The organism is Tardiphaga sp. 709 (assembly GCF_032401055.1).
GTDB lineage: Bacteria > Pseudomonadota > Alphaproteobacteria > Rhizobiales > Xanthobacteraceae > Tardiphaga.
Window position 1 is genome coordinate 3,133,174 of the sequence record NZ_CP135529.1, and the last position, 20,446, is coordinate 3,153,619.

The 20,446-nt window shown below is 63.1% G+C and carries 18 protein-coding genes; 7 read left to right on the forward strand and 11 right to left on the reverse strand.

Going from position 1 to position 20,446, the window contains the following annotated elements; translation table 11 throughout:
• Nucleotides 1-182: 182 nt before the first annotated feature.
• From RSO67_RS15375 to RSO67_RS15385, 3 genes are all read right to left on the reverse strand, one after another.
• Complete coding sequence (locus RSO67_RS15375) at nt 183-449, reverse strand: hypothetical protein (protein WP_410001890.1); 267 nt, start codon at nt 447-449, stop codon at nt 183-185.
• 332 nt (nt 450-781) lie between these two features.
• Entirely contained in the window at nt 782-1,435 is a 654-nt protein-coding gene (locus RSO67_RS15380) for a dihydrofolate reductase family protein (protein WP_315839512.1), read from the reverse strand.
• A 60-nt stretch (nt 1,436-1,495) separates the two neighbouring features.
• Nucleotides 1,496-1,939 (reverse strand): SRPBCC family protein, encoded by a 444-nt coding sequence (locus tag RSO67_RS15385; RefSeq protein ID WP_315839514.1) that lies wholly within the window; start codon nt 1,937-1,939, stop codon nt 1,496-1,498.
• A gap of 548 nt (nt 1,940-2,487) precedes the next feature.
• Between RSO67_RS15385 and RSO67_RS15390 the strand changes: the two genes are divergently transcribed.
• Nucleotides 2,488-2,823: a PepSY domain-containing protein gene (locus RSO67_RS15390; protein WP_184512217.1), complete on the forward strand. Its 336-nt coding sequence runs from the start codon at nt 2,488-2,490 to the stop codon at nt 2,821-2,823.
• A gap of 250 nt (nt 2,824-3,073) precedes the next feature.
• Here RSO67_RS15390 and RSO67_RS15395 read toward each other — a convergent pair whose 3' ends face one another.
• Together RSO67_RS15395 and RSO67_RS15400 are read right to left on the reverse strand one after the other, a co-directional pair.
• Nucleotides 3,074-3,706 carry an HAD-IA family hydrolase gene (locus RSO67_RS15395; protein ID WP_315839519.1) on the reverse strand — a complete coding sequence of 211 codons (633 nt, stop codon included), beginning with the start codon at nt 3,704-3,706 and terminating at the stop codon, nt 3,074-3,076.
• Nucleotides 3,707-3,987: 281 nt separating this feature from the next.
• Nucleotides 3,988-4,914: an AraC family transcriptional regulator gene (locus RSO67_RS15400; RefSeq protein WP_231078897.1), complete on the reverse strand. Its 927-nt coding sequence runs from the start codon at nt 4,912-4,914 to the stop codon at nt 3,988-3,990.
• A 349-nt stretch (nt 4,915-5,263) separates the two neighbouring features.
• On the opposite strand from RSO67_RS15400, the gene RSO67_RS15405 reads away from it, so the two are divergent.
• The 3 genes from RSO67_RS15405 to RSO67_RS15415 all read left to right on the forward strand — a co-directional run bounded on the left by RSO67_RS15405 (nt 5,264) and on the right by RSO67_RS15415 (nt 10,599).
• Nucleotides 5,264-6,013 carry an SDR family NAD(P)-dependent oxidoreductase gene (locus RSO67_RS15405; RefSeq protein WP_315839523.1) on the forward strand — a complete coding sequence of 250 codons (750 nt, stop codon included), beginning with the start codon at nt 5,264-5,266 and terminating at the stop codon, nt 6,011-6,013.
• Nucleotides 6,014-6,253: 240 nt separating this feature from the next.
• The gene (locus RSO67_RS15410) at nt 6,254-7,744 is read left to right on the forward strand and encodes a sensor domain-containing diguanylate cyclase (protein WP_315839525.1); all 1,491 of its coding nucleotides are present in this window, start codon (nt 6,254-6,256) and stop codon (nt 7,742-7,744) included.
• A 125-nt stretch (nt 7,745-7,869) separates the two neighbouring features.
• Complete coding sequence (locus tag RSO67_RS15415) at nt 7,870-10,599, forward strand: EAL domain-containing protein (protein ID WP_315839527.1); 2,730 nt, start codon at nt 7,870-7,872, stop codon at nt 10,597-10,599.
• Between the two features lie 4 nt (nt 10,600-10,603).
• On the opposite strand, the gene RSO67_RS15420 is transcribed toward RSO67_RS15415, so the two are convergent.
• The 4 genes from RSO67_RS15420 to cobS are packed head-to-tail and all read right to left on the reverse strand — an operon-like array spanning nt 10,604 to nt 15,041.
• Nucleotides 10,604-11,656, reverse strand: coding sequence for an esterase-like activity of phytase family protein (locus RSO67_RS15420; RefSeq protein ID WP_315839529.1), 1,053 nt, complete (start codon nt 11,654-11,656; stop codon nt 10,604-10,606).
• 51 nt (nt 11,657-11,707) lie between these two features.
• The gene (gene cobT, locus RSO67_RS15425; protein WP_315839531.1) at nt 11,708-13,609 is read right to left on the reverse strand and encodes a cobaltochelatase subunit CobT; all 1,902 of its coding nucleotides are present in this window, start codon (nt 13,607-13,609) and stop codon (nt 11,708-11,710) included.
• A 9-nt stretch (nt 13,610-13,618) separates the two neighbouring features.
• Nucleotides 13,619-14,029 (reverse strand): GNAT family N-acetyltransferase, encoded by a 411-nt coding sequence (locus RSO67_RS15430; RefSeq protein WP_315839533.1) that lies wholly within the window; start codon nt 14,027-14,029, stop codon nt 13,619-13,621.
• A gap of 4 nt (nt 14,030-14,033) precedes the next feature.
• Nucleotides 14,034-15,041, reverse strand: coding sequence for a cobaltochelatase subunit CobS (gene cobS / locus RSO67_RS15435; RefSeq protein WP_068729504.1), 1,008 nt, complete (start codon nt 15,039-15,041; stop codon nt 14,034-14,036).
• A gap of 299 nt (nt 15,042-15,340) precedes the next feature.
• Here cobS and RSO67_RS15440 point away from each other — a divergent pair, with 299 nt between their 5' ends.
• Nucleotides 15,341-15,991 carry a DedA family protein gene (locus RSO67_RS15440; protein ID WP_315839538.1) on the forward strand — a complete coding sequence of 217 codons (651 nt, stop codon included), beginning with the start codon at nt 15,341-15,343 and terminating at the stop codon, nt 15,989-15,991.
• 139 nt (nt 15,992-16,130) lie between these two features.
• Nucleotides 16,131-17,093 carry an acetyl-CoA carboxylase carboxyltransferase subunit alpha gene (locus RSO67_RS15445; protein WP_093757526.1) on the forward strand — a complete coding sequence of 321 codons (963 nt, stop codon included), beginning with the start codon at nt 16,131-16,133 and terminating at the stop codon, nt 17,091-17,093.
• A 285-nt stretch (nt 17,094-17,378) separates the two neighbouring features.
• On the opposite strand, the gene RSO67_RS15450 is transcribed toward RSO67_RS15445, so the two are convergent.
• Entirely contained in the window at nt 17,379-18,323 is a 945-nt protein-coding gene (locus tag RSO67_RS15450) for a GlxA family transcriptional regulator (protein ID WP_315839542.1), read from the reverse strand.
• A gap of 122 nt (nt 18,324-18,445) precedes the next feature.
• Here RSO67_RS15450 and RSO67_RS15455 point away from each other — a divergent pair, with 122 nt between their 5' ends.
• Nucleotides 18,446-19,252: an SDR family oxidoreductase gene (locus RSO67_RS15455; RefSeq protein ID WP_315839544.1), complete on the forward strand. Its 807-nt coding sequence runs from the start codon at nt 18,446-18,448 to the stop codon at nt 19,250-19,252.
• Between the two features lie 146 nt (nt 19,253-19,398).
• Here RSO67_RS15455 and RSO67_RS15460 read toward each other — a convergent pair whose 3' ends face one another.
• Nucleotides 19,399-20,337 (reverse strand): peptidylprolyl isomerase, encoded by a 939-nt coding sequence (locus RSO67_RS15460; protein WP_315839546.1) that lies wholly within the window; start codon nt 20,335-20,337, stop codon nt 19,399-19,401.
• Nucleotides 20,338-20,446: the final 109 nt, after the last annotated feature.

Genomic DNA, 20,446 nt, shown 5'->3' on the forward strand with positions numbered 1-20,446 from the left:
GATAGAGATATCACGGGATTGGTAACATTGAGCAGATGGATCGCTCGTCTGTCATGAGCCCCCTCACCGCCGCGAAGACGCGGCGACCTCTCCCCGGCGGGGAGAGGTGCGGCACCGCCCTGATGTGCACGCGAAGCCCTTTCGAAAATGAAAGACGCGGCGATATCGGTACGAGGTGCCGGTCAACGAAGTGCGCGAGCGGTTTCGGTCCGGGTTGGTGCCGTCGCGGTCGTCATTTCCGTCCGCGGTGCCAGAACTCTCAGCTGATGCAGAGACGCCGTGGAGGTTGGCGCTGCCGACTGTTCCTGGACGTTCGCAGCTCCCAGCACGCGAACCTGCACCGCCGATATCGGCAAACCCGCCGATCCATAGGTCGGCAACTCCGCAGCGAAGCCGGCGCAGCCACCCGCAATCGAGATCACGGCCGCGACGGCGATCGATAAGGTCATCTTCACTATTAATCTCCTCGTAGGATTGAACGAGGGAGCCTAGACTTCTTTTGCTGCATTGCAACAGTTCAATACCGCAATGCAACATTGCAGTTTCCGCACATCGCGCCAGCCAGCCCCGGCCTCCCGAGGCTGCCCCGGCGCGACCTGAGGTGCTTTACGAATATTCCGATCACAGACTGCGACGAAACGCTCATCATCGATCTGGTGGTCTCGGCACTCCCCTACGCCAAACGGACCATCGGTTCCTCATGTCGTGGAGCACGCCGTTACCGAACGCCTTCGGCAGTTCGACGCCATGGCATTTTGGGATCGGTTTCTGGCGCCGTTTCTCATAGCGGTATGTGCTTTCGCGCGAATGTCATGTGTGCGACCCCGCCGGGAGAGGATGTCGTCTCGATCTCGTAGTCCTTCTCGAGACCCTCCACGCCATCCCACAGGCGTACGCCGCGGCCGAGCAGGATCGGAACCACCACGATGTGCATGTGATCGACGAGCCCGGCGGCAAGGAAGTCGCGGATCGTGGTGGGACCTCCGCCGATGCGCACGTCCTTGCCGGCCGCAGCCTCGCGGGCCGTCTCAAGGGCCTCGGCAGGCGAAGCGTCGATGAAGTGGAACACCGTGCCGCCCTCCATTTCGATCGACGCGCGCGGATGATGGGTGAGGACGAAGACCGGCGTATGGAACGGCGGGTTGGGACCCCACCAGCCTTTCCAGTCCGGATCCTCATGCCATGTGGGAGGACCGAACTTCCTGGCGCCCATGATCTCGGCGCCGATCCCGGGCGCGAACAGCCGCAGGAACGCGTCGTCGATGCCCGCCGTGCCGCCGGGCTGGCCGAGCATCTGGCGACCCCATCGGGTCGCGAACATCCATTGGTGCAGCCGCTCGCCGGCGTGACCGAACGGCGCGTCAAGGCTCTGGCCTTCGCCGGTGGCAAAACCGTCGAGCGAGACGGAGACATGTTGGACACGGGCGAGTGCCATGGCTGGCGCTCCTTCCTGCTGTTGATTGAATTTCCCCAAGCCGTTCCGGAAGCGACGGCGCTACTGCTTGATCTCGGGCTCGACGAGTTTCGTGAGCTTGCGCAGGGATTCCTGCCAGCCGAGATAGCAGGCCTCGGCCGGGATCACGTCGGGCACGCCCTGCTGCTCGATGTTCACCTCCGTGCCGACAGACACGGCCTTCAACGTCACCGTGACCTTCATCTCGCCCGGCAGGTTGGGATCATCGAAGCGGTCGGTGTAGACGAGACGCTCACCGGGAACGAGCTCCAGATAGGTCCCGCCAAAGGAGTGACTGCCGCCCGTGGTGAAGTTCCGGAATGACATCCTGTGATGGCCACCGACCTTCGCATCCAGCTCATGGACGGTGCATGTGAACCCGAAGGGCGGAAGCCAGCTCGCAATCGCGTCAGGTTCGAGGAACGCGCGATAGAGCTTCTGCGGCCTGGCGGCAATGACGCGATGCAGACGGATCGTGCTGGGCATGGGCTTCTTCCTGTGGCTCGGTTACTTCGGTTGTCGTCCGGCGGGCAGCTTCCGCCGCCCGATACATCCATGACGAACGGGCCCGCCAAGCCCCGACATCTCAGCGGAATAAAAATCCTGACAGTCTCTCTATCGCGCTGAAGGATGCGCCCGGCGCCGGGAGCCGGGAAATCGTCGCAGGGCTGGTGGTCGATCTCGACGCCAACTGCGATGTGGTGGGCTTCGCTATCGATCAGGCATCCGGCAAGCGCGACCTCACGCGAATCGAGACGTTCGCGCTGCCAGCGGTGAGCGCAGCAGAGTAAGCGCAAGGCCCCTCACCCGCGGGTGTTGCGGTTTTCACCAACGCTTTGCCAGCTTTCTTTGTCATCACTGACCTCGATCAAAAATCTCATTCGTGAGAGTGCTGATGTGCTGCTGCCAGTATAGCGCATCACCGCTTTTCCCGCACCAAATCGCCTCATTTCCTCCGGGAACGCAGTGCAGCGTGCACCGTTCTTAACCCGGTTGCGCCGCATGCGGCGTGTGGGACAGATGAGGAGATTTCGATGCAACAGATTTTGAAGAAGGCCGTGTTTTCGAAGGCCTTGCTTCCGCTGGCACTGGCGGGCGCGATTGGCGTCGCGGCGCCCGCCTTCGCCGCCGATGTCTATATGCGCCAGCCCGCGCCGCGCGCGGCCATGGTGCCGGTGCCATCGGGCCCGCTGACGCTGCAGGATGCGCTGGCGATCGCCTCGGGGATCGGCGTGGTGACGGTGCAGAACACCCATTTCGACGACAACGAATGGGAGATCGAGGGCCGCGATCAATACGGCAAATGGATCCAGGTCGACATCGATGCGCGCACCGGCGAAGTGCGCCATGTGGACCGTTCGATTATCTGATCGGGTGGGAAGTGAGCAAGCGGCGCGCGTTGAGCGCGCCGTTTGTTTTTGTGGTGAGTGCTGACGCTAATGGCTCCCCTCTCCCCTTGCGGGAGAGGGTGGCGCGTAGCGCCGGGAGAGGGGGCCGCGGGCGACGGAGCTTGTGGCGCCCCCTCTCCCTGACCCTCTCCCGCCTAGCGAAGCTTCGCTTCGCCTGGGGGAGAGGGGACACTTCTGTCGGAGTGAGGTCGTCGAATACTGGTGACGTCGTTTAAGTCAGCTTCAATCCCGTCGCGGCTTCCAGTTCGGCCAGCGCCTGCGCGGCGGATGTCACCTTGATCGTGGTCATGCCGAGTTCGCGCGCGGGCTTGAGGTTGACGCCGAGGTCGTCGAGATAGACGCAATGTTTCGGATCGACCGACAGTTTGTCGGTCATCATCGTGTAGATGCGCGGATCGGGCTTGCGCAGGCCGATCTTCGCGGACTCGATGACGTGATCGAACAGCACCATCACCTCGGCCACATAGAGCGCGCGGCCGTCGGTGGAGCCCATCGCATTGGCCGGCAGGTTGTTGGTGATGCAGCCGGTCTTGAATGTTTGCTTGATGCGGCGCAGCGCCTCGACCATCTCCGGGCGGATCTCGCCTTTCAGCAGCTTGACCACATCGCGGCCCGGCACTTCGGCGCCGAGCGCTTTGGACTCGGCGGCGAACAGCGCATCGAAGGTTTCGAGATCGATTTCGGCGCGCTCGAATTTCGCCCAGGCGTTTTCAAAATGGTTGTCCGCATTGGTACGGCGGATGATGTCCTTCGGCAGGCCATGGCTCTGCTCGTAATGCGCAAAGGCCTCGAAGGGCGAGGAGGTAATCACCCCGCCGAAATCAAAGATCACCGCAGAGATCATGTTCTTCCCTTTTGTTACCCGGCCGCTTTTATGAATCGACCACGCCGCCTCACACTCCGACGTCATACGCGGGCTTGACCCGCGTATCCATCTTTTGGATTTGCACTGTCGGCTGAAGATGGATGGCCGGGTCAGGCCCGGCCATGACGTCGGGAGAGTTGGGAGCGTCGTCGAGGCGAAGTTGGAGCTTGCGGAAAGTCCCCCTCTCCCGGCGCTGCGCGCCACCCTCTCCCGCCTAGCGAAGCTTCGCTTCGCCTGGGGGAGAGGGAAGAAGAGCGGCCCTACCCCGCGACGCGGGCCTCGCCTCCGAGCACGGGGCCGCGCGCACTGCCGACGTCACGGATCGGGGGCTGGCCGTAGAGGCGGGCATATTCGCGGGAGAATTGCGACGGGCTCTGATAGCCGACCGCATAGCCGGCGCTGCCGACATCGAGACGCTCCACCAGCATCAGGCGGCGCGCCTCGTGCAGGCGGAGCTGCTTCTGATACTGCATCGGCGTCATCGCGGTAACGGTCTTGAAATTGTGGTGCAGCGAACTCTCGCTCATGCCGACGCGGTCGGCGAGATCCTCGATGCGGAGCGGGCTGGCATAATTGCTGCGCAGCCAGGAGATCGCCTTGGCGACCTTGTTGCTCGGGCTCTCGGCCAGCGCGATCTGCCGCAGACGCGCGCCGTAAGGGCCGACCAGCAGGCGATACAGCACCTCCTGCTCCAAGAGCGGCGCCATCACCGGAATGTCCTGCGGCCGGTCAAGCAGGCGCAGCAGCCGCAGCGTGGCGTCGAGCAGATCGGCGGAGGCCTTGGCGACGACGACGCCGCGCTCGGGGAGCTGCGGATGGGCGGGCGCATCGGCATGACCGTTGCCGAACCGGCCGAGCACCTCCTTCAACAGTTGCGGATCGATGGCAAAGCCCATGCCGAGATGCGGCTGCGCTTCCGAGGCCTCGACGATGCAGGACGACATCGGCAGATCGAGCGACACCAGCACATAATCGCCGGCGGCATAGGTGTAGGTCTCGGTGCCCAGTTGCAGCCGCTTGGCGCCCTGCGCCACAAGGCCGAAACACGGCCACTGCGCGGTATGCACGAGCTGCGTCGGCTCGGTCTGCCGCTTCAGATAGAGGCTGGCGAGGCCGGTCGGATGGTCGCTGCCATTGGCGGCGTAACGGGCAATGATGTCGGCAATCTCACGAATCGTCTCGGTCACACGCAAACCCCTCAAGCGGCAGGCCTTTTATGCCGAGGTGTATCTAGGTGCAGTGCCGTGGCAGGGAAATGGCTGCGGGATCACTTTTGCAGGATCGTGCAAAACAGATGCAGGATCGCGCTAACGCCGGCGGGCCTGCGTTTGCGATAACAGCACCAGCCACAGAGCAGATCGGCGAGCCGCCCGCGGGCCTCGGATCTGCCAGGCCATACGGGTATCGGGTCGAACTCCCCGCCTTGCGCGTCCAGACTGTTGTCGGGGCGCGATCACGCCCGGATCGATTCCGCCACACAATCTACGCACACGACTGACGATCAAGACAGACATCATCCCAATTCAAGGACATGCCATGACAAGACTGGCAGGAAAAGTTGCGCTCGTGACCGGCGCCGCGGACGGCATCGGCGCGGGCATTGCGCGGCGCTTCGGCGCGGAAGGCGCGGCGGTGATCGTGCATCACGCGGACGATCCCCGCGGCGCGGCGCGCGTGGTCGCCGAAATCGTGTGGCGCGGCGGCCGCGCCATCGCCGTGCAGGGCGACATCGCCCGCTGGCCGGACGTGCGGCGGCTCTATGAGGAAATCGCGGCGACCTTCGGCCGGCTCGACATTCTCGTCAACAACGGAGCCTTCGCGCGCAGCGAGGTCGAGGACGTGGTGTCCGAGGACGAATTGCACCGGCAGCGCGAGCTGAAGGTGTTCGGCGCCATGCTGCTGTGCCAGGAGGCGGTGCGGATGTTCGGCGTCGCTGGCGGCAGCATCGTCAATCTCACCGCGCTCGATGGGATTCCGACAGCGCCCGCCTCAACGCCGGACCCCGGCGCCGACGCCGCCATCGATGCCATGACGCGCGGGCTGTCGCGCGCCTATGGCACGCGCAATGTCCGCGTCAGCACCATCGCGCCGGGCATGCTCGGCCCGGAGGAACCCGCCGCCATCGACGTGCTCGACGGCAGCGTGCGGAACCGGCAGTTCATCGCTTTGCCCGCTGCGCGCAACCACACCACCGAAGGCATCGCCGACATCGCCGTGGCGCTGACCTGCGACGACAACGTTGATCGTTCCGGCCGCGACATCATGGTGGCCAGCGCCATGCGGTGATGCGGGAACCCGCTGTCCAGGTTCCTCCCGACGTTTATGGGCGTGCCTGCGCGGCACGCCCATATTTCTTTTTGCGCATTCGCCGACCAAAGCGTCTCGATTTCTTTCACATCCTATTAACCGCCCGTCACAAAACGGCGAAACGAAACTGTTGATCACCGCGTAGCTGTCAAAGAATTACCTGTTCTGATGCTATGCGTCGGTGATTGTAACGCAGTCCTTTTTGATCGACGAAAGCCAATGCTGGCCCGTAATACATCCGAGACGACCCGCCGGATCTCCCCGCGCTGGCTGCTGGCCGCTGCGGCGATCGTCGTTATCGGGTTCTCGGTGATCTGCGGCAGCGTACTGCTCAGCATGCGGCGAGGCGACGAGAAGCTGGCGCACCAGACGCTCGGCAACCTCGCCTCCAGCATCGATGCCGATGTCGCCCGCAATGTGGAACTTTACGATCTGTCGCTGCGCAACGTGGTCAGCAACATGACCTCGCCGGAACTGGTCGAGATTTCGCGGCCGATGCGGCAACTGATCCTGTTCGACCATGCCGCCACCGCGCGCCACTTCGGCGCCATCCAGGTCACGGACGTCGCCGGCAACGTGACGCTGGATTCGTCGACGCTGGATCCGAAGCCGCAGAATTTCGCCGATGAGGAATTCTTCAAGGTCCACAAGCGCGATCCGCTGTTCGGCCTCTATATCTCCAAGCCGATGCTGCATCAGGGCAGTTACGGCATCGTGCTGAGCCGCCGCATCGCCGCGCGCGACGGGACTTTTCTGGGCATCGTCGCCGGCTTCATCCGCTACAGCTATTTCCACGAGATCTCCGATCGCCTGCAGCTCGAGCCGAACGACGTGATTTCCGTCATCCGGCAGGACGGCGTGTTGATCATGCGCGCACCGTTCGACATGGAGATCATCGGCCGCGATCTCAGCCGGGTCCCGGGCGTACAGAAAGCGCTGGCCTATTTCTCCGGCTCCCATATCGGCAATTCCGCTACTGACGGCGTGCGGCGTCTTTTCGTCTGGCGTGAGGGCTCGCATCCGCTGATCGTGATGGTGGGGCGGTCCACCGACGTGATCTTCGGCCAGTGGCGCAAGGAAGCGCTGCAGATCGGCGGCGCCATGGCCGCGCTCGGCCTGATCGCCTGCGCGCTGATGCTGATCCTGGCGCGCGAGATGGGCAAGCGCGGCGAGATGGAAGACAGGATGGCGCGCCTCGCCATGACCGACGGCCTCACCGGTCTCGCCAACCGACGTCATTTCGACGTGGTCATGGACAAGGAATGGCAGCGCGCCCAGCGCGCCCGCGCACCGATCTCGCTGCTGATGATCGACGCCGACCACTTCAAGGTGTTCAACGACAATTTCGGCCATCAGGCCGGCGACCTCGTTCTGTGCGGGATCGCCTGGAGCATCGCCCGGCATGCCAAACGCGCCAGCGATTGCGCCGCGCGCTATGGCGGCGAGGAATTCGCGCTGATCCTGCCGGGCCTCTCTCTGGCCGACGCCATCGAACTCGGCGAACGGATCCGCGTCGAAGTCGGCCATCTCGAGCGCGACGGCATGACCACGACGACGATCAGCGTCGGTGCTGCGTGTCTCGTGCCGTCATCGCTGACCACGTCGAACGACCTGATCAGCAATGCCGACAGTGCGCTCTATGCCGCAAAAGCGCACGGTCGCAACCAGACATGGCCGGTCGCACCGCAACAGAAAAGCCTTGCGGCGTAAGCAGATACCATTTGTACGGTTGTAATTAACCCGCGGTTCACCTGACTTCCTAACGCGTCTTCCACCCTTGCCCGGGTATTCCTATGCACGAGGGGTAGGAATTCATGCGGCTGCTGGGGAGGCGAATGACGAACGACGTGCGCGTTTCAGCGCCGGGCTCCGCCGAGCATGGCGATGGGCGCTCGACGACGCGCCGCGCGCCGGTGCGGTGGCTCGTGCTCGTTGGCGCCGTGCTGATCATCACCATTGCCGCCGGCACGGCGATGACCGTGAACAATTTCCGTCAGCGCACGATCGACAATTCCAACCGCGAACTTGAAAACACCGTGCTGCTGCTCAGCCGGCATTTCGATCAGCAGTTCCAGGATCTGCAGCGCATCCAGAAGAGCCTCACGGCTCATCTTCTCGCCAATGGCGTGATGTCGGTCCACAGCTTTGCCAGCAGCATGTCGAGCTACGAGTCCCACATGATGCTGAAGTCGAAGGTGGATGATGAATTCGTCAACGACATCACCGTTCTCGATGCCGAAGGCCGTCTGGTCAACTGGACAGGAGCCTGGCCCGGGCCGGATCTGGTGCTGGCCGACCGCGAATATTTCCAGAAACTCAAATCGCAGACCTTCACCCAGGACGAAGAGATCGTGCAGCCCGTCCTGAGCCGCATCACCGGCCGGTGGAAGACGCTGTTCGCACGTCGCATTACAGGGCCTAAGGGCGAATTCTTCGGCATCGTGACGCGTAGCGTCGAACCGCAGCAATTCGAAAAATTCTTTGCCTCCGTCTCGCTCGGCGAGAACGGGACCATCGCAATGTTCCACCGCAATGGCACGTTGCTGGCGCGCTACCCGCAGACGCCCTCGTCGATCGGCAAGGTTTTCAATAGCGGCCCGCTGCTGCAGCATCTGCGCTTCAGCGACGCGCCCGCAACCATCCGCACCGTCAGCCCCATCGACAATATCGATCGCCTCGGCTCGATCCGCCTGCTGCAAAACTTTCCGGTCGCGCTGGTCGCAACCACGACGGTCGAGGGCACACTGGCCAACTGGCGCGACCAGACCAAATTTCTCGTGACCCTCGCGACACTGTCGGCCCTGATCCTGGCAGGCCTGCTTTATCTGATGATCCGTCACATCCAGCGGCAGAACCGTGCCGCACAGTTGCAGATGACGCTGGAGAAGAACCGCCTCGACACCGCCATCAACAACATGACGCAAGGCCTGCTGCTGTTCGACGCGCAGGCGCGCGTGGTGGTGTGCAACCAGCGCTATCTCGACATGTACGGGCTGTCGCGCGACGTCATCACAGCCGGCCGTCCGTTCCGTGACGTGATCGCGCATCGCAAGGACACGGGCTCATTCGCTGGCAGCGTTGACGCCTATGTGGCCGAAGTGTTGCGCGACGTCGGGCGGTCGCACATCCAGATCATGCAGACCGCCGATGGCCGCACCATCCAGATCTCGTCGCGGCCGGTGGCCGATGGCGGCTGGGTAGCGACCCATGAAGACATCACCGAGCGGCGCAATGCCGAGGAGAAGATAGCGCATCTGGCGCATTACGATGCGCTGACCGACCTGCCGAACCGCACGCTGTTCCGCAACGAGCTCGAACGCGAATTGAAGCGCGTCGCGCGCGGCGCGCAATGCGCGGTGCTCTATATCGACATCGACGAATTCAAGGGCATCAACGACTCGCTCGGTCATCCCGTCGGCGACGAACTGCTCAAGGGCATTGCGCTGCGGCTGCGCGGCTGCGTGCGCAGCTCCGACGTGGTGGCGCGACTCGGCGGCGACGAATTCGCCATCGTGCAGACGGGCGTCGAGAGCCATTCCGACATCACAGATCTTGTCGGCCGCATCTATAATGCGATCCGCCAGCCATTCGATTGTCTCGGCCACAGCCTGCTCACCGACGCGTCGATCGGCATCGCGCTGGCGCCGCGCGACGGCGCGGACCTCGATACGCTGCTGAAGAACGCCGACCTTGCGATGTATGGCGCCAAGGCCGACGGCCGCCGTACTTTCCGCTTCTTCGAGCCCGAAATGGATGCGCGGGTGCAGGCCCGTCGCTCGCTGGAGCTTGAACTGCGTCACGCGGCCGGCGATGGCGGCTTCGCCAAAGGCGGCTTCGAAGTCTATTATCAGCCGCTGCTGACGCTGCGCGACGACACCATCGTGGGCTGCGAGGCCCTGCTGCGCTGGCGTCATCCCGAACGCGGCATGATCTCGCCGGCCGAATTCATTCCGGTCGCCGAAGATATCGGCATCATCAATGAGCTCGGCGAATGGGTGATGAACACCGCCTGCGCCGAGGCTGCCAGCTGGCCCGACGACGTCCGGGTGGCGGTCAATGTCTCGCCGGTCCAGTTCCGCTGCGCGTCGCTCGCCCTGAAGGTCACCTCCGCCCTCGCCGCGTCCGGCCTGCCGGCACGGCGGCTGGAGCTCGAAATCACCGAGGCCGTGCTGATCCGCGACGACGAGACCGCACTGGAAATCCTGCACGGACTGCGCGAGATCGGCGTGCGCATTGCGCTGGACGATTTCGGCACCGGCTATTCCAGCCTGAGTTATCTGCAGCGCTTCCCGTTCGACAAGATCAAGATCGACCGCTGCTTCGTGACCGATATCGCCGATGCACAGGGGTCGTCCTCGATCGTGCAGGCCGTAGTCAACATCGCGAGTTCGCGCAACATGACGACGACGGCCGAAGGCGTCGAGACGCTCCGGCAGAAGGAGCTGCTGCGCGCGCTCGGCTGCACCGAGATGCAGGGCTATCTGTTCAGCGCCGCCAGACCCGCAAGCGAACTGCGCGACTTGCTGATCGCGCATCAGGCCAACAAGGCCGAGGTTGCGGCGTAACCGCTTATTCGAGCAGCGTGAACTGCATCAGCAGGGTTCGCTGCAGCATCGAGAAATTGTCGTCCGAGATCAGCGTCAGCACCGTGTCGCCCTCCGGCGTGACATGGACATCGAGCCCTTCGAAATTGTCGATCTCATAGCCGAGATCCGCATCGAAGATGGTGGGACCGTCGATGACGGCGTCCGGCACGATCGATGCGAGGGGAATGCGGCGGATGCGGACGCCGGTGTCGCCGAACAGCGAGAACTTGCGTTCCAGCAGCAGCAGATCGCCGGAGGGCAGCAGCGCCGCATCGCTGATGTCGTAATTTTTGGTGCGGCGAACCGAGAAAGTCGCCGGCGCCTTGCCGCCGATGATCCAGGCCGAGATGTTGCCGGCGCTGTCGAGCCCGCGCTCCGAAATCGCCAGCAGCATGCCGGCCAGCGGCGAGGTCTTGAACCGGTCCTTGCGCACCATCACCAGCGCTTCGAGACTGCCGTTGCTGGGCAGCTTGCGCATGCCCGGCGGCTGCGGGATCGGCTCGCCCCGGGCGCGCACGCCATCGCGGCCGAAGTCGAATTTCAGGATCTGATGCACGCGTTCGAGGCCGATATAGACCGTCGGGCCGTCCACCGCGATCGACTCGGTATCGTACCAGCCGCGCGCGGTAATCGGCCTGCCGTCAGCGCCCAGCATCGGCGCCGCCTCGACATCGACAATGCCGACCATGGCCTCGCCGCTATAGGCGATCTTGCCGGTGAACCAGTTGCCCTTGTCGCTGATGGCGATGAACCCCTCGCCCTTGTCATCCAGACGAAGACCGGAGATGCCGCCAAAATCCTTGTAGCGCGACGTCAGGACCAATCCGCTGCGATATTGCAGCGACCCGAACCTTGTATGCGCGCGATCACGCGTATCGAAAGCCGGAATCGGCCGCGCTTCCACCTCGATCGACACCGGCGCACGGGCCAATGGCGTTGCCGGCACCAGCACGGGCTGCGCACGGGCAAGCGACGGCAGCGCGGCTGCTGAAGCCGCGACTGCAAGAAAGTGACGACGGGTGAGATGAGCGGTCAAGCGATGGCCCTAGAGGATGGGTAGAGCAAAGCAAAACCCATCCTGTAAAGCCTAATGCGTCTTGCGTCGCCGACCATGGGTCGGTGCCGGCCCTGCCGTTTCGCTGAACAATTCCGCCAGCTTTTCGGTGATGGCGCCGCCGAGTTCTTCGGCGTCGACGATGGTCACGGCGCGGCGATAGTAGCGCGTCACGTCGTGGCCGATGCCGATGGCGATCAGTTCGACCGGCGAGCGGGTCTCGATCTCCTCGATGATGTGGCGCAGATGCCGCTCCAGATAGTTGCCGGGATTGACCGACAACGTGCTGTCGTCCACCGGCGCGCCGTCGGAGATCATCATCAGTATCTTGCGCTGTTCGGGGCGGCCGAGCAGGCGCTTGTGCGCCCAGTCGAGCGCCTCGCCGTCGATGTTCTCCTTGAGCAGACCTTCGCGCATCATCAGACCCAAGTTTTTGCGCGCCCGACGCCACGGTGCATCCGCCGACTTGTAGATGATGTGGCGCAGATCGTTGAGGCGGCCGGGATTGGCCGGCTTGCCGGCGCCGAGCCACGCCTCACGCGACTGCCCACCCTTCCAGGCGCGCGTCGTGAAGCCGAGAATCTCGACCTTGACGCCGCAGCGCTCCAGCGTGCGCGCGAGAATGTCGGCGCAGGTCGCAGCGACCGTGATCGGGCGACCGCGCATGGAGCCGGAATTATCCAGCAGCAGCGTCACCACCGTATCGCGGAACGTCGCTTCCTTCTCATGCATGAAGGACAGCGGATGATGCGGGTCGGTTACCACGCGCGACAGGCGCGCGGGATCGAGGATGCCTTCTTCGAGGTCGAAGTCCCAGGCGCGGTTCTGCTGCGCCATGAGTTTACGTTGAAGCCGATTGGCCAGGCGCGCAACCACGCCCTGCAGATGTGCGAGCTGCTTGTCGAGATAGGAGCGCAGTCGTTCGAGCTCGTCGTGATCGCAGAGGTCTTCGGCCGCGATGACCTCGTCGAATTTCGGCGCGAAGGCGTGATATTCGGGACCGCGCGGCTCGTTCGCGCCGCGCGAATTCGGACGCGTGGCTTCGCCGGGCGTCTCGTCGTCGCCCATCTCGCCGTCTTCGTCGAACGTGTCCGATGCAGACGCCTGCGCGCTCTCCATTGAACTGTCAGACATTTCGTCGGACGACTGCTGCGCCTGATCGGCGCTCATTTCCTGCGAGGCGTCGCTCTCCGGCGAGCCTTCGGCGCCGGCCTGATCGTTCTCGCCCTGGCGCTCGTCGTCCTCGCTCTCTTCGTCATCCGGCTCGGCATTGCGGTCGTCGCCGAGCTCCAGCGCCGACAACAGGTCATGCACGGCATCGCCGAACTTGGCCTGGTTCTCCGCGAACCGATCGAGCTGGTCGAGGCGATCGCTGATCTTGTCTTCGAGGACCGGCCGCCAGAGGTCGACCATCTTCTTCGCGGCGGTCGGCGGCGCCATGCCGGTCAGGCGCTCGCGCACCAGCATCGCCAGGGCATCGGCCAGCGGCGCATCGGCGCGGTCGGTGATTTCGTCGAACTTGCCGCGATGGAAATGATCGTCGAGCATCGCCGTGAGGTTCTTCGCCACGCCGGCCATGCGGCGCGACCCGAGCGCCTCCACGCGGGCCTGTTCGACGGCTTCGAACACGCCGCGCGCCTGCGGATTGCCCGGCATCAGCTTGCGATGAACCTTGGGATCGTGACAGGCGAGTTTGAGCGCGATCGAATCCGCGTGACCGCGCACGATGGCGGCGTCGCGCTTGCTCATTTTTCGCGCGGGTTCAGGAAGACGGGCTTTGCCCGGTGAGAGACCCGGCCGTTCCGCCGCGAAGGTCACTTCAAGCTCCGGAGCTTTGGCGATCGCGCGCAAACACGACGTCACCGCGCGCTTGAACGGCTCGGTCGGCGCTTCCTTGGAGCCGGGGCGGAATTTGTTGGTCGTCGTCGTGCTCATCGCCAGTCCCTACAGCGCCTTGGTAAACCAGTGACGCGTCACGCCGCCTGGATAACCATCAATGGTGCCTAAAGCTTCATAGTCACAGGCGCGGTAGAAGTCTGGCGCCTGAAAACTCATCGTATCAACATAGGCACGCACCGCGCCGAAGTTTCGCGCTTGATCCTCGATCGCTTCGATCAGCGCCTTGCCATGACCCTTGCCGCGAAACTGCTGATCGATCCAGAAGAGCTGGATGAACAGCACGGTCATCCAGACTTCGCCAACAATGCCGCCGACGACCTCTTTCTTGTCGCGCAAAGAGATGGCGAAGCTCTTGTGCTTCTGCTTCCCCATCTTCTCGACATTGTAGCGAAACAGGCCACCTTGAACCGCGCGCTTGGTTGCTCCAATCGTGCGCTCCACGGTGACCTGCGCCATCACATCAGCTCAGCGCCACGTTGACCGAGCTTTCCGCCAGCTCTGCATTGAAGCAGCGCTGATAGAATTCGGCGACCAGCGGACGCTCGAGTTCGTCGCACTTGTTCAGGAAGGTCACGCGGAAGGCGAAGCCGATATCGTTGAAGATGTCGGCATTCTCGGCCCAGGTGATCACCGTACGCGGGCTCATCACCGTCGACAGATCGCCATTGGCGAAGGCGTTACGCGTGAGATCCGCGAGGCGCACCATCTTGTTGACGATGTCGCGGCCCTCGGGGTTCTGATAGTGCTTGGCCTTCGCCAGCACGATCTCGACTTCCTCGTCATGCGCCAGATAGTTCAGTGTGGTGACGATCGACCAGCGATCCATCTGGCCCTGGTTGATCTGCTGCGTGCCGTGATAGAGACCCGACGTGTCACCGAGACCGATGGTGTTCGCGGTCGCGAACAGGCGAAACGCCGGATGCGGCTTGATCACCTTGTTCTGGTCGAGCAGCGTCAGGCGGCCGGAGACTTCCAGCACGCGCTGAATGACGAACATCACGTCCGGGCGGCCGGCGTCGTATTCGTCGAACACCAGCGCGACATTGTGCTGCAACGCCCAGGGCAGAATCCCGTCACGGAATTCGGTGACCTGCTTGCCGTCCCGGACCACGATGGAGTCCTTGCCGACGAGGTCGATACGGCTGATGTGGCTGTCGAGGTTGACGCGCACGCAGGGCCAGTTGAGGCGCGCGGCGACCTGTTCGATATGGGTCGATTTGCCGGTGCCGTGGAAGCCCGTGACCATCACGCGGCGGTTGCGCGAGAAGCCGGCGAGAATGGCGAGCGTGGTGGCGCGATCGAACCGGTAATCGGGATCGGTGTCCGGCACATGCGGATCGGATTCGGAGAAGGCAGGCACTTCGAGGTCGGAATCGATGCCGAACAATTTGCGCACCGACACCATCTTGTCGGGAATGCCAATCAACGCGTCGGTCTTTTCTTGCAGTTTGGTCGAGGCGGCGGTCATCAATCCTCCGTGGTCCCGGATATCCCGAAACCAGTCTAGTAATGGCTGCGGATGGGGTGCTTTGTGGAACGTATCAGAGAGCCGCGGCTGGACAAAGCCCAGCTCTTCATCAAAGTTCCCGAATGTTATCATCGAGATAGGTTCTAACGGCAATTTTTGGAAGTCTGCCCTGCGAATCAGCCGATGCTCCAGGTCGATCAATTTGCAGCGGTATTTGGGGATCGAACGGCGCGGCCGGCCATTTCAATCATATATGCTGTCACAGTTGGCTGAGGCATCCCACGCCGGATCGGAATTTCGTGACGTCCTTCATCGATTCCCTGACCCATTTTGTCGCCGCGCATGCCTGGCTGGGCTACCTCACTATTTTCCTCGCTGCCTTGCTGGAAGCCGTGCCGGTGCTCGGAACATTCATCCCAGGCACCACGGTCATTCTGGCGCTGAGCGCCCTGATTCCGGCAGGCGATCTCGATCTGGTGGCGGTGCTGGTGGCCGCCGTGGCGGGCGCCGTGCTTGGCGACGGTGGCGCATTCTGGATCGGGCATATCCGGCAGAGACAACTGCTTGATGCGTGGCCGCTATCGAATTATCCGGGCGTCGTGGCGCAGAGCGAGGCCTTCTTCCACCGCTTCGGGACGCTGGCCGTCTTTCTCGGCCGCTTCGTGCCGCCGATCCGCGCTTTCGTACCAGTCACGGCCGGCGCTCTGGGGACGGCGCCGGCGAAATTCTATGCCGTGAACATCCCCGCAGCATTGCTCTGGGCGCCGGCGCATGTGCTACCCGGCGTGCTCGCAGTGTCGGTCCTGGACCGCTATGGCGGCATCGCCGGCCTCGAAGGTCAGGCCAAACACTACTGGATTCAGGCGGTGATCGTGGCGGCCGTGCTGGCCAGCACCACCATCTGGTGGTGGCATCGCCGCAAGCGCAACACAGCAATGGAAACGTCATAAAAAGGCGCTTGAATGTTGAAATATCTCTTTGATTTTTCAAAGTAAATGACACCTTCGCGGCTTGACTTGCAGCCCCGATTGACTTGAAAAGCCTGCACCGGCAGTTTCGCCCGCCGTCCGTCCTTCCCATATCCAGTGAATGTCCGAACCCATGCGCAGCTATCTCGACTTTGAAAAGCCCGTTGCCGAGCTGGATTCCAAGATCGATGAATTGCGCACGCTGGCCGCCAGCGGCAGCGACATCGGCGAAGAGATCGTGCGCATCGAGGACAAGGCCGTCGCCGCGCTGCACGAGCTCTATGCGAACCTGACGCCGTGGCAGAAGACTCAGGTCGCACGGCATCCGCAGCGCCCGCATTGCATGAATTACGTGGAAGCGCTGATCACCGAATTCACGCCGCTCGCCGGCGACCGCAAGTTCGGCGAGGATGAAGCGCTGGTGGCCGGCTTCGGCCGTTTCCGCGGCGAGAGCGTCTGCGTGCTCGGCCAGGAAAAGGGAAACACCACCGAGAGCCGCCTCAAGCATAATTTCGGCATGGCCCGCCCCGAAGGCTACCGCAAGGCAGTTCGCCTGATGGAGATGGCCGACCGTTTCAACATTCCCGTGCTGTCGCTGGTCGATACCGCCGGCGCCTATCCCGGCATCGGCGCGGAAGAGCGCGGCCAGGCTGAAGCCATCGCACGCTCCACCGATGCCTGCCTCGGCCTTGGCGTTGCCAATGTCGCTGTGATCATCGGCGAAGGCGGCTCGGGCGGCGCCATCGCCATTGCCACCGCCAACAAGGTGCTGATGCTGGAACACGCCATCTACAGCGTGATCTCGCCGGAAGCGGCATCGTCGATCCTGTGGCGCGACTCATCCAAGGCGCAGGAAGCCGCGACCAATATGAAGATCACCGCGCAGGATCTGCTGCGTTTCGGCGTGATCGATTCCATCCTGAAAGAGCCGCCAGGCGGCGCACACCGCGACCCCGCCGCCATGATTGCCATCACCGGTGACGCCATCGCGCAGGCTTTCAACGACATGCGCGGCATGGACGCGGCGACTATTCGTCAGCAGCGCCGGCAGAAGTTTCTGGATATCGGCCGCAAGATCGGGTGAAGCCCGTCAGCAGACAAACAAAGCCCGTCTTCATCAAGAAGTCGGGCTTTTTTGTTTGCGGCGGAGCTCTGACCCCCTCTCCCCCGCGCGGCGCAGCTGCGAAGGTGGGAGAGGGTGGATCGAACGCACGACAGTGCGTTCGAGACGGGAGAGGGGGTGGTGCGAACCGGAAGGACAGAGCTTTTGGAAAGGGCCCTCTCCCGCCTTCGCTACGCTCAGGCACCCTCTCCCGCGGCGCGCGGCTTTGCCGCGCTGGGGGAGAGGGGAAGCGAAGAGCTTCTCTGCTCACGCGTCCATCTGCGACCGTGCATTGCGACGAATGACCTGCGGCGGCTGGCCATAGGCACGCAGAAATGCGCGGCGCATGCGGTCACGATCGGCAAACCCCGTCTGCTGCGCGACGGTGTCGATGGGATGCCGGCTCTGCTCCATCATCAGCCGCGCGGCCTCCAATCGCAGGTGCTCGATCGCCTTTGCGGGTGATTGACCGGTCTCCGCATGAAAGGCGCGGCTAAACTGGCGCGGGCTGAGACTGGCCGCATCGGCGAGATCATTCACAGTCAGCGGCTTCTGCAGGTTGTCCCGGGCAAAGGCGATTGCATTCTGGATGCGATCCGATTTTGGCGACAATTCCAGCAACGCCGAGAACTGCGACTGACCGCCCGCGCGACGGTGATACATCACCATTTTACGCGCGATGTTGCGCGCCACGTCAGCTCCGAGATCGGCTTCGACCAGAGCGAGCGCAAGATCGATGCCCGCTGTCATGCCAGCAGATGTCCAGACGGTGTCGTCGCAGATGAAGATGCGATCCTCCTCGACCTTCACTTTCGGATACTGTCTCTGCATGTCGCGGGCATAGGCCCAATGCGTTGTCGCGCGCCGGCCATCGAGCACACCCGCTTCGGCAAGCACGAAGGCCCCGACGCAAATCGCGGCAACCCGACGCGCCCGTTCCGGCGCCTCTCGCATGAAGTCGACCAATCCGGGAGGCGACGTCTCGACCGTGAGTCCGCCGCCGACGATCAGCGTATCGTAAGCGCCGTCAGCGAACGCCTCAGTGGTCACGCACATGCCCAGCGACATGCCGACCGCACCGCCCGTCTCCGACAGAATGCGCAGGTCATAGGGCGGCGTATCAGCGAACACGTTGGCCAGCTCGAATACTGACAATGCAGCGAAGCTGATCGGCGAACAGCCGGGCGATACGACCAAACCGATGCGCTGCATGTGCTGGCTCCCGGAGGCGAAAACGTCCTAAAACGCCGTTTATATGACATTTAAGACATGGCCGCGCAAGACTAGGTTTCCTGACACGGCCCGAGCGGCCGAGAGCATTCAGGAGAACGACAATGACTGTTTCACATCAGGGCACGGCACTGATTACCGGCGCTTCGACGGGCATTGGCGCCGTCTATGCGGACCGGCTGGCCAAGCGCGGCTACGACCTCATTCTGGTGGCGCGCAATCAGGACAAGCTCACGGCACTCGCCAAACGGCTGTCCGGTGAGACGGGACGATCGGTCCGCACGCTCGCCGCCGATCTCGGCCAAAAGGCCGATCTCGCCAAGGTCGAAGCTGTGCTGCGCGACGATGCGAGCATCACGATGTTGGTCAACAATGCCGGATTCGGCGCAGTGGCGCCGTTGCTCAATGCCGATGTCGACAAAATGGAAGACATGATCACGCTGAACGTCACCGCGCTGACGCGACTGACTTATGCCGCCGTGCCCGGCTTCGTTGCGCGCAACAAAGGCACGATCATCAACATCTCGTCGATCGTCGGCATTGCCGCGGAGATGCTCAATGGCGTCTACGGAGCGAGCAAGGCCTATGTGCTCAGTTTCAGCCACTCGCTGGTGCATGAACTGGTCGATAAGGGAGTCCACGTACAGGCGGTGTTACCGGGTGCAACGGCGACGGAGTTCTGGGATATCGCGGGCTTCCCGCACCAGAATATGGACCAGGCCATCGTCATGCATGTGAACGACATGGTTGATGCGGCGCTGGCTGGCCTCGATCAGGGCGAACGCGTCACCATTCCGGGGCTGCAGAACGGCGACGATTGGACCAGTTTTGAGGCGGATCGCCGCACGCTATCGGCGAAGTTTGGTCATTCGAAGCCGGCGCCGCGCTATCGGGTGAAAGTGCCAGCATAAGCGTTACGGCCCGGCCGGGGACTATCTGCCAAGCCCGGCAACTAAAACTCCGTCATGCCCGGGCTTGTCCCGGCATGACGGCGTATGTGTTACAGGCAGCAAAAAGCCCGCCCTCTCGACAGAGGGCGGGCTTTTCGGGTCCAGAATTACTTCTTGGCCGGGGCCATCTTGCTGTCGGCCGGCTTCGGCGCGTCCTTGGCGGCCGGGGCTGCCGGAGCAGCGTCCGTGGGCTTCGCAGCAGCCTGATCCAGCCGCTCAACCTTGGCACCTTCGCGCAGCTTGGTGACGTAGTCAGCCTGCGCCTTGCGCACCACATACTGCTCGATCTGCGGCTTCACCTGCTCGAATTCCGGCGCCTTGCGGTTGCGCTTTTCCTCGACCTTGATGATGTGCCAGCCGAACTGCGACTTCACGGGGTCCGAGATCTTGCCCGGCTCCAGCGCGAAGGCGACGGCGGAGAATTCCGGCACCATCTGGTCCTTGGTGAAGAAACCCAGATCGCCGCCATCAGCCGCGCCCGGATCCTTCGACTTCTTCTTGGCGAGTTCGGCGAAATCGGCGCCCTTCTTCAGCTCGTCGGCGACCGTCTTGGCCTCGGCCTCGCTCTCCACCAGGATGTGGCGGGCATGGACTTCGGCTTCGCCGGTGATCTGCTTGGCCGCGTCCTCATAGACCTTCTTCATGTTGTCGTCGGTCAGGGCTTCCTTGCCCTCGACGGCCAGGAGGTTGTCCATCAGCAGACGGTTACGGGCGAAGGCCAGCTTGGACTTGAAGTCCTCACGATCGGCGATCTTCTTGTCCTCGGCCGCCTTGGCGACGATCTTCATGTCGATCAGGAACGACAGCACATTGTCCTTCCGGGTCGCAGGATCCATCTGGGCAAGGCTCGGACCGAGTTCTTCCTCGGCAATGGTGACGTCGCTCTGACGGATTTCCTGGCCGTTGACCTTGGCGAGGACCGGATTGGCGTCCTGCGCGTAAACCGGGAAACTGGTGAGGAAGGCCACCGCAACGGCGCCAGTCAGGGCAGCCAGGGTGCGGCCCGGGCGCAGGCCCGGCTTAAGAGCGGGCGATACGAAGGTCATGGAAAATCCTTATCTCGGATAAGAGCCTGTTGGGGACGGCGGACACTCTCCCAAACGTACCGTCTTGGCAACGCGAAAACTCTGTCAAAATGATGAAATCCTTGAGAGG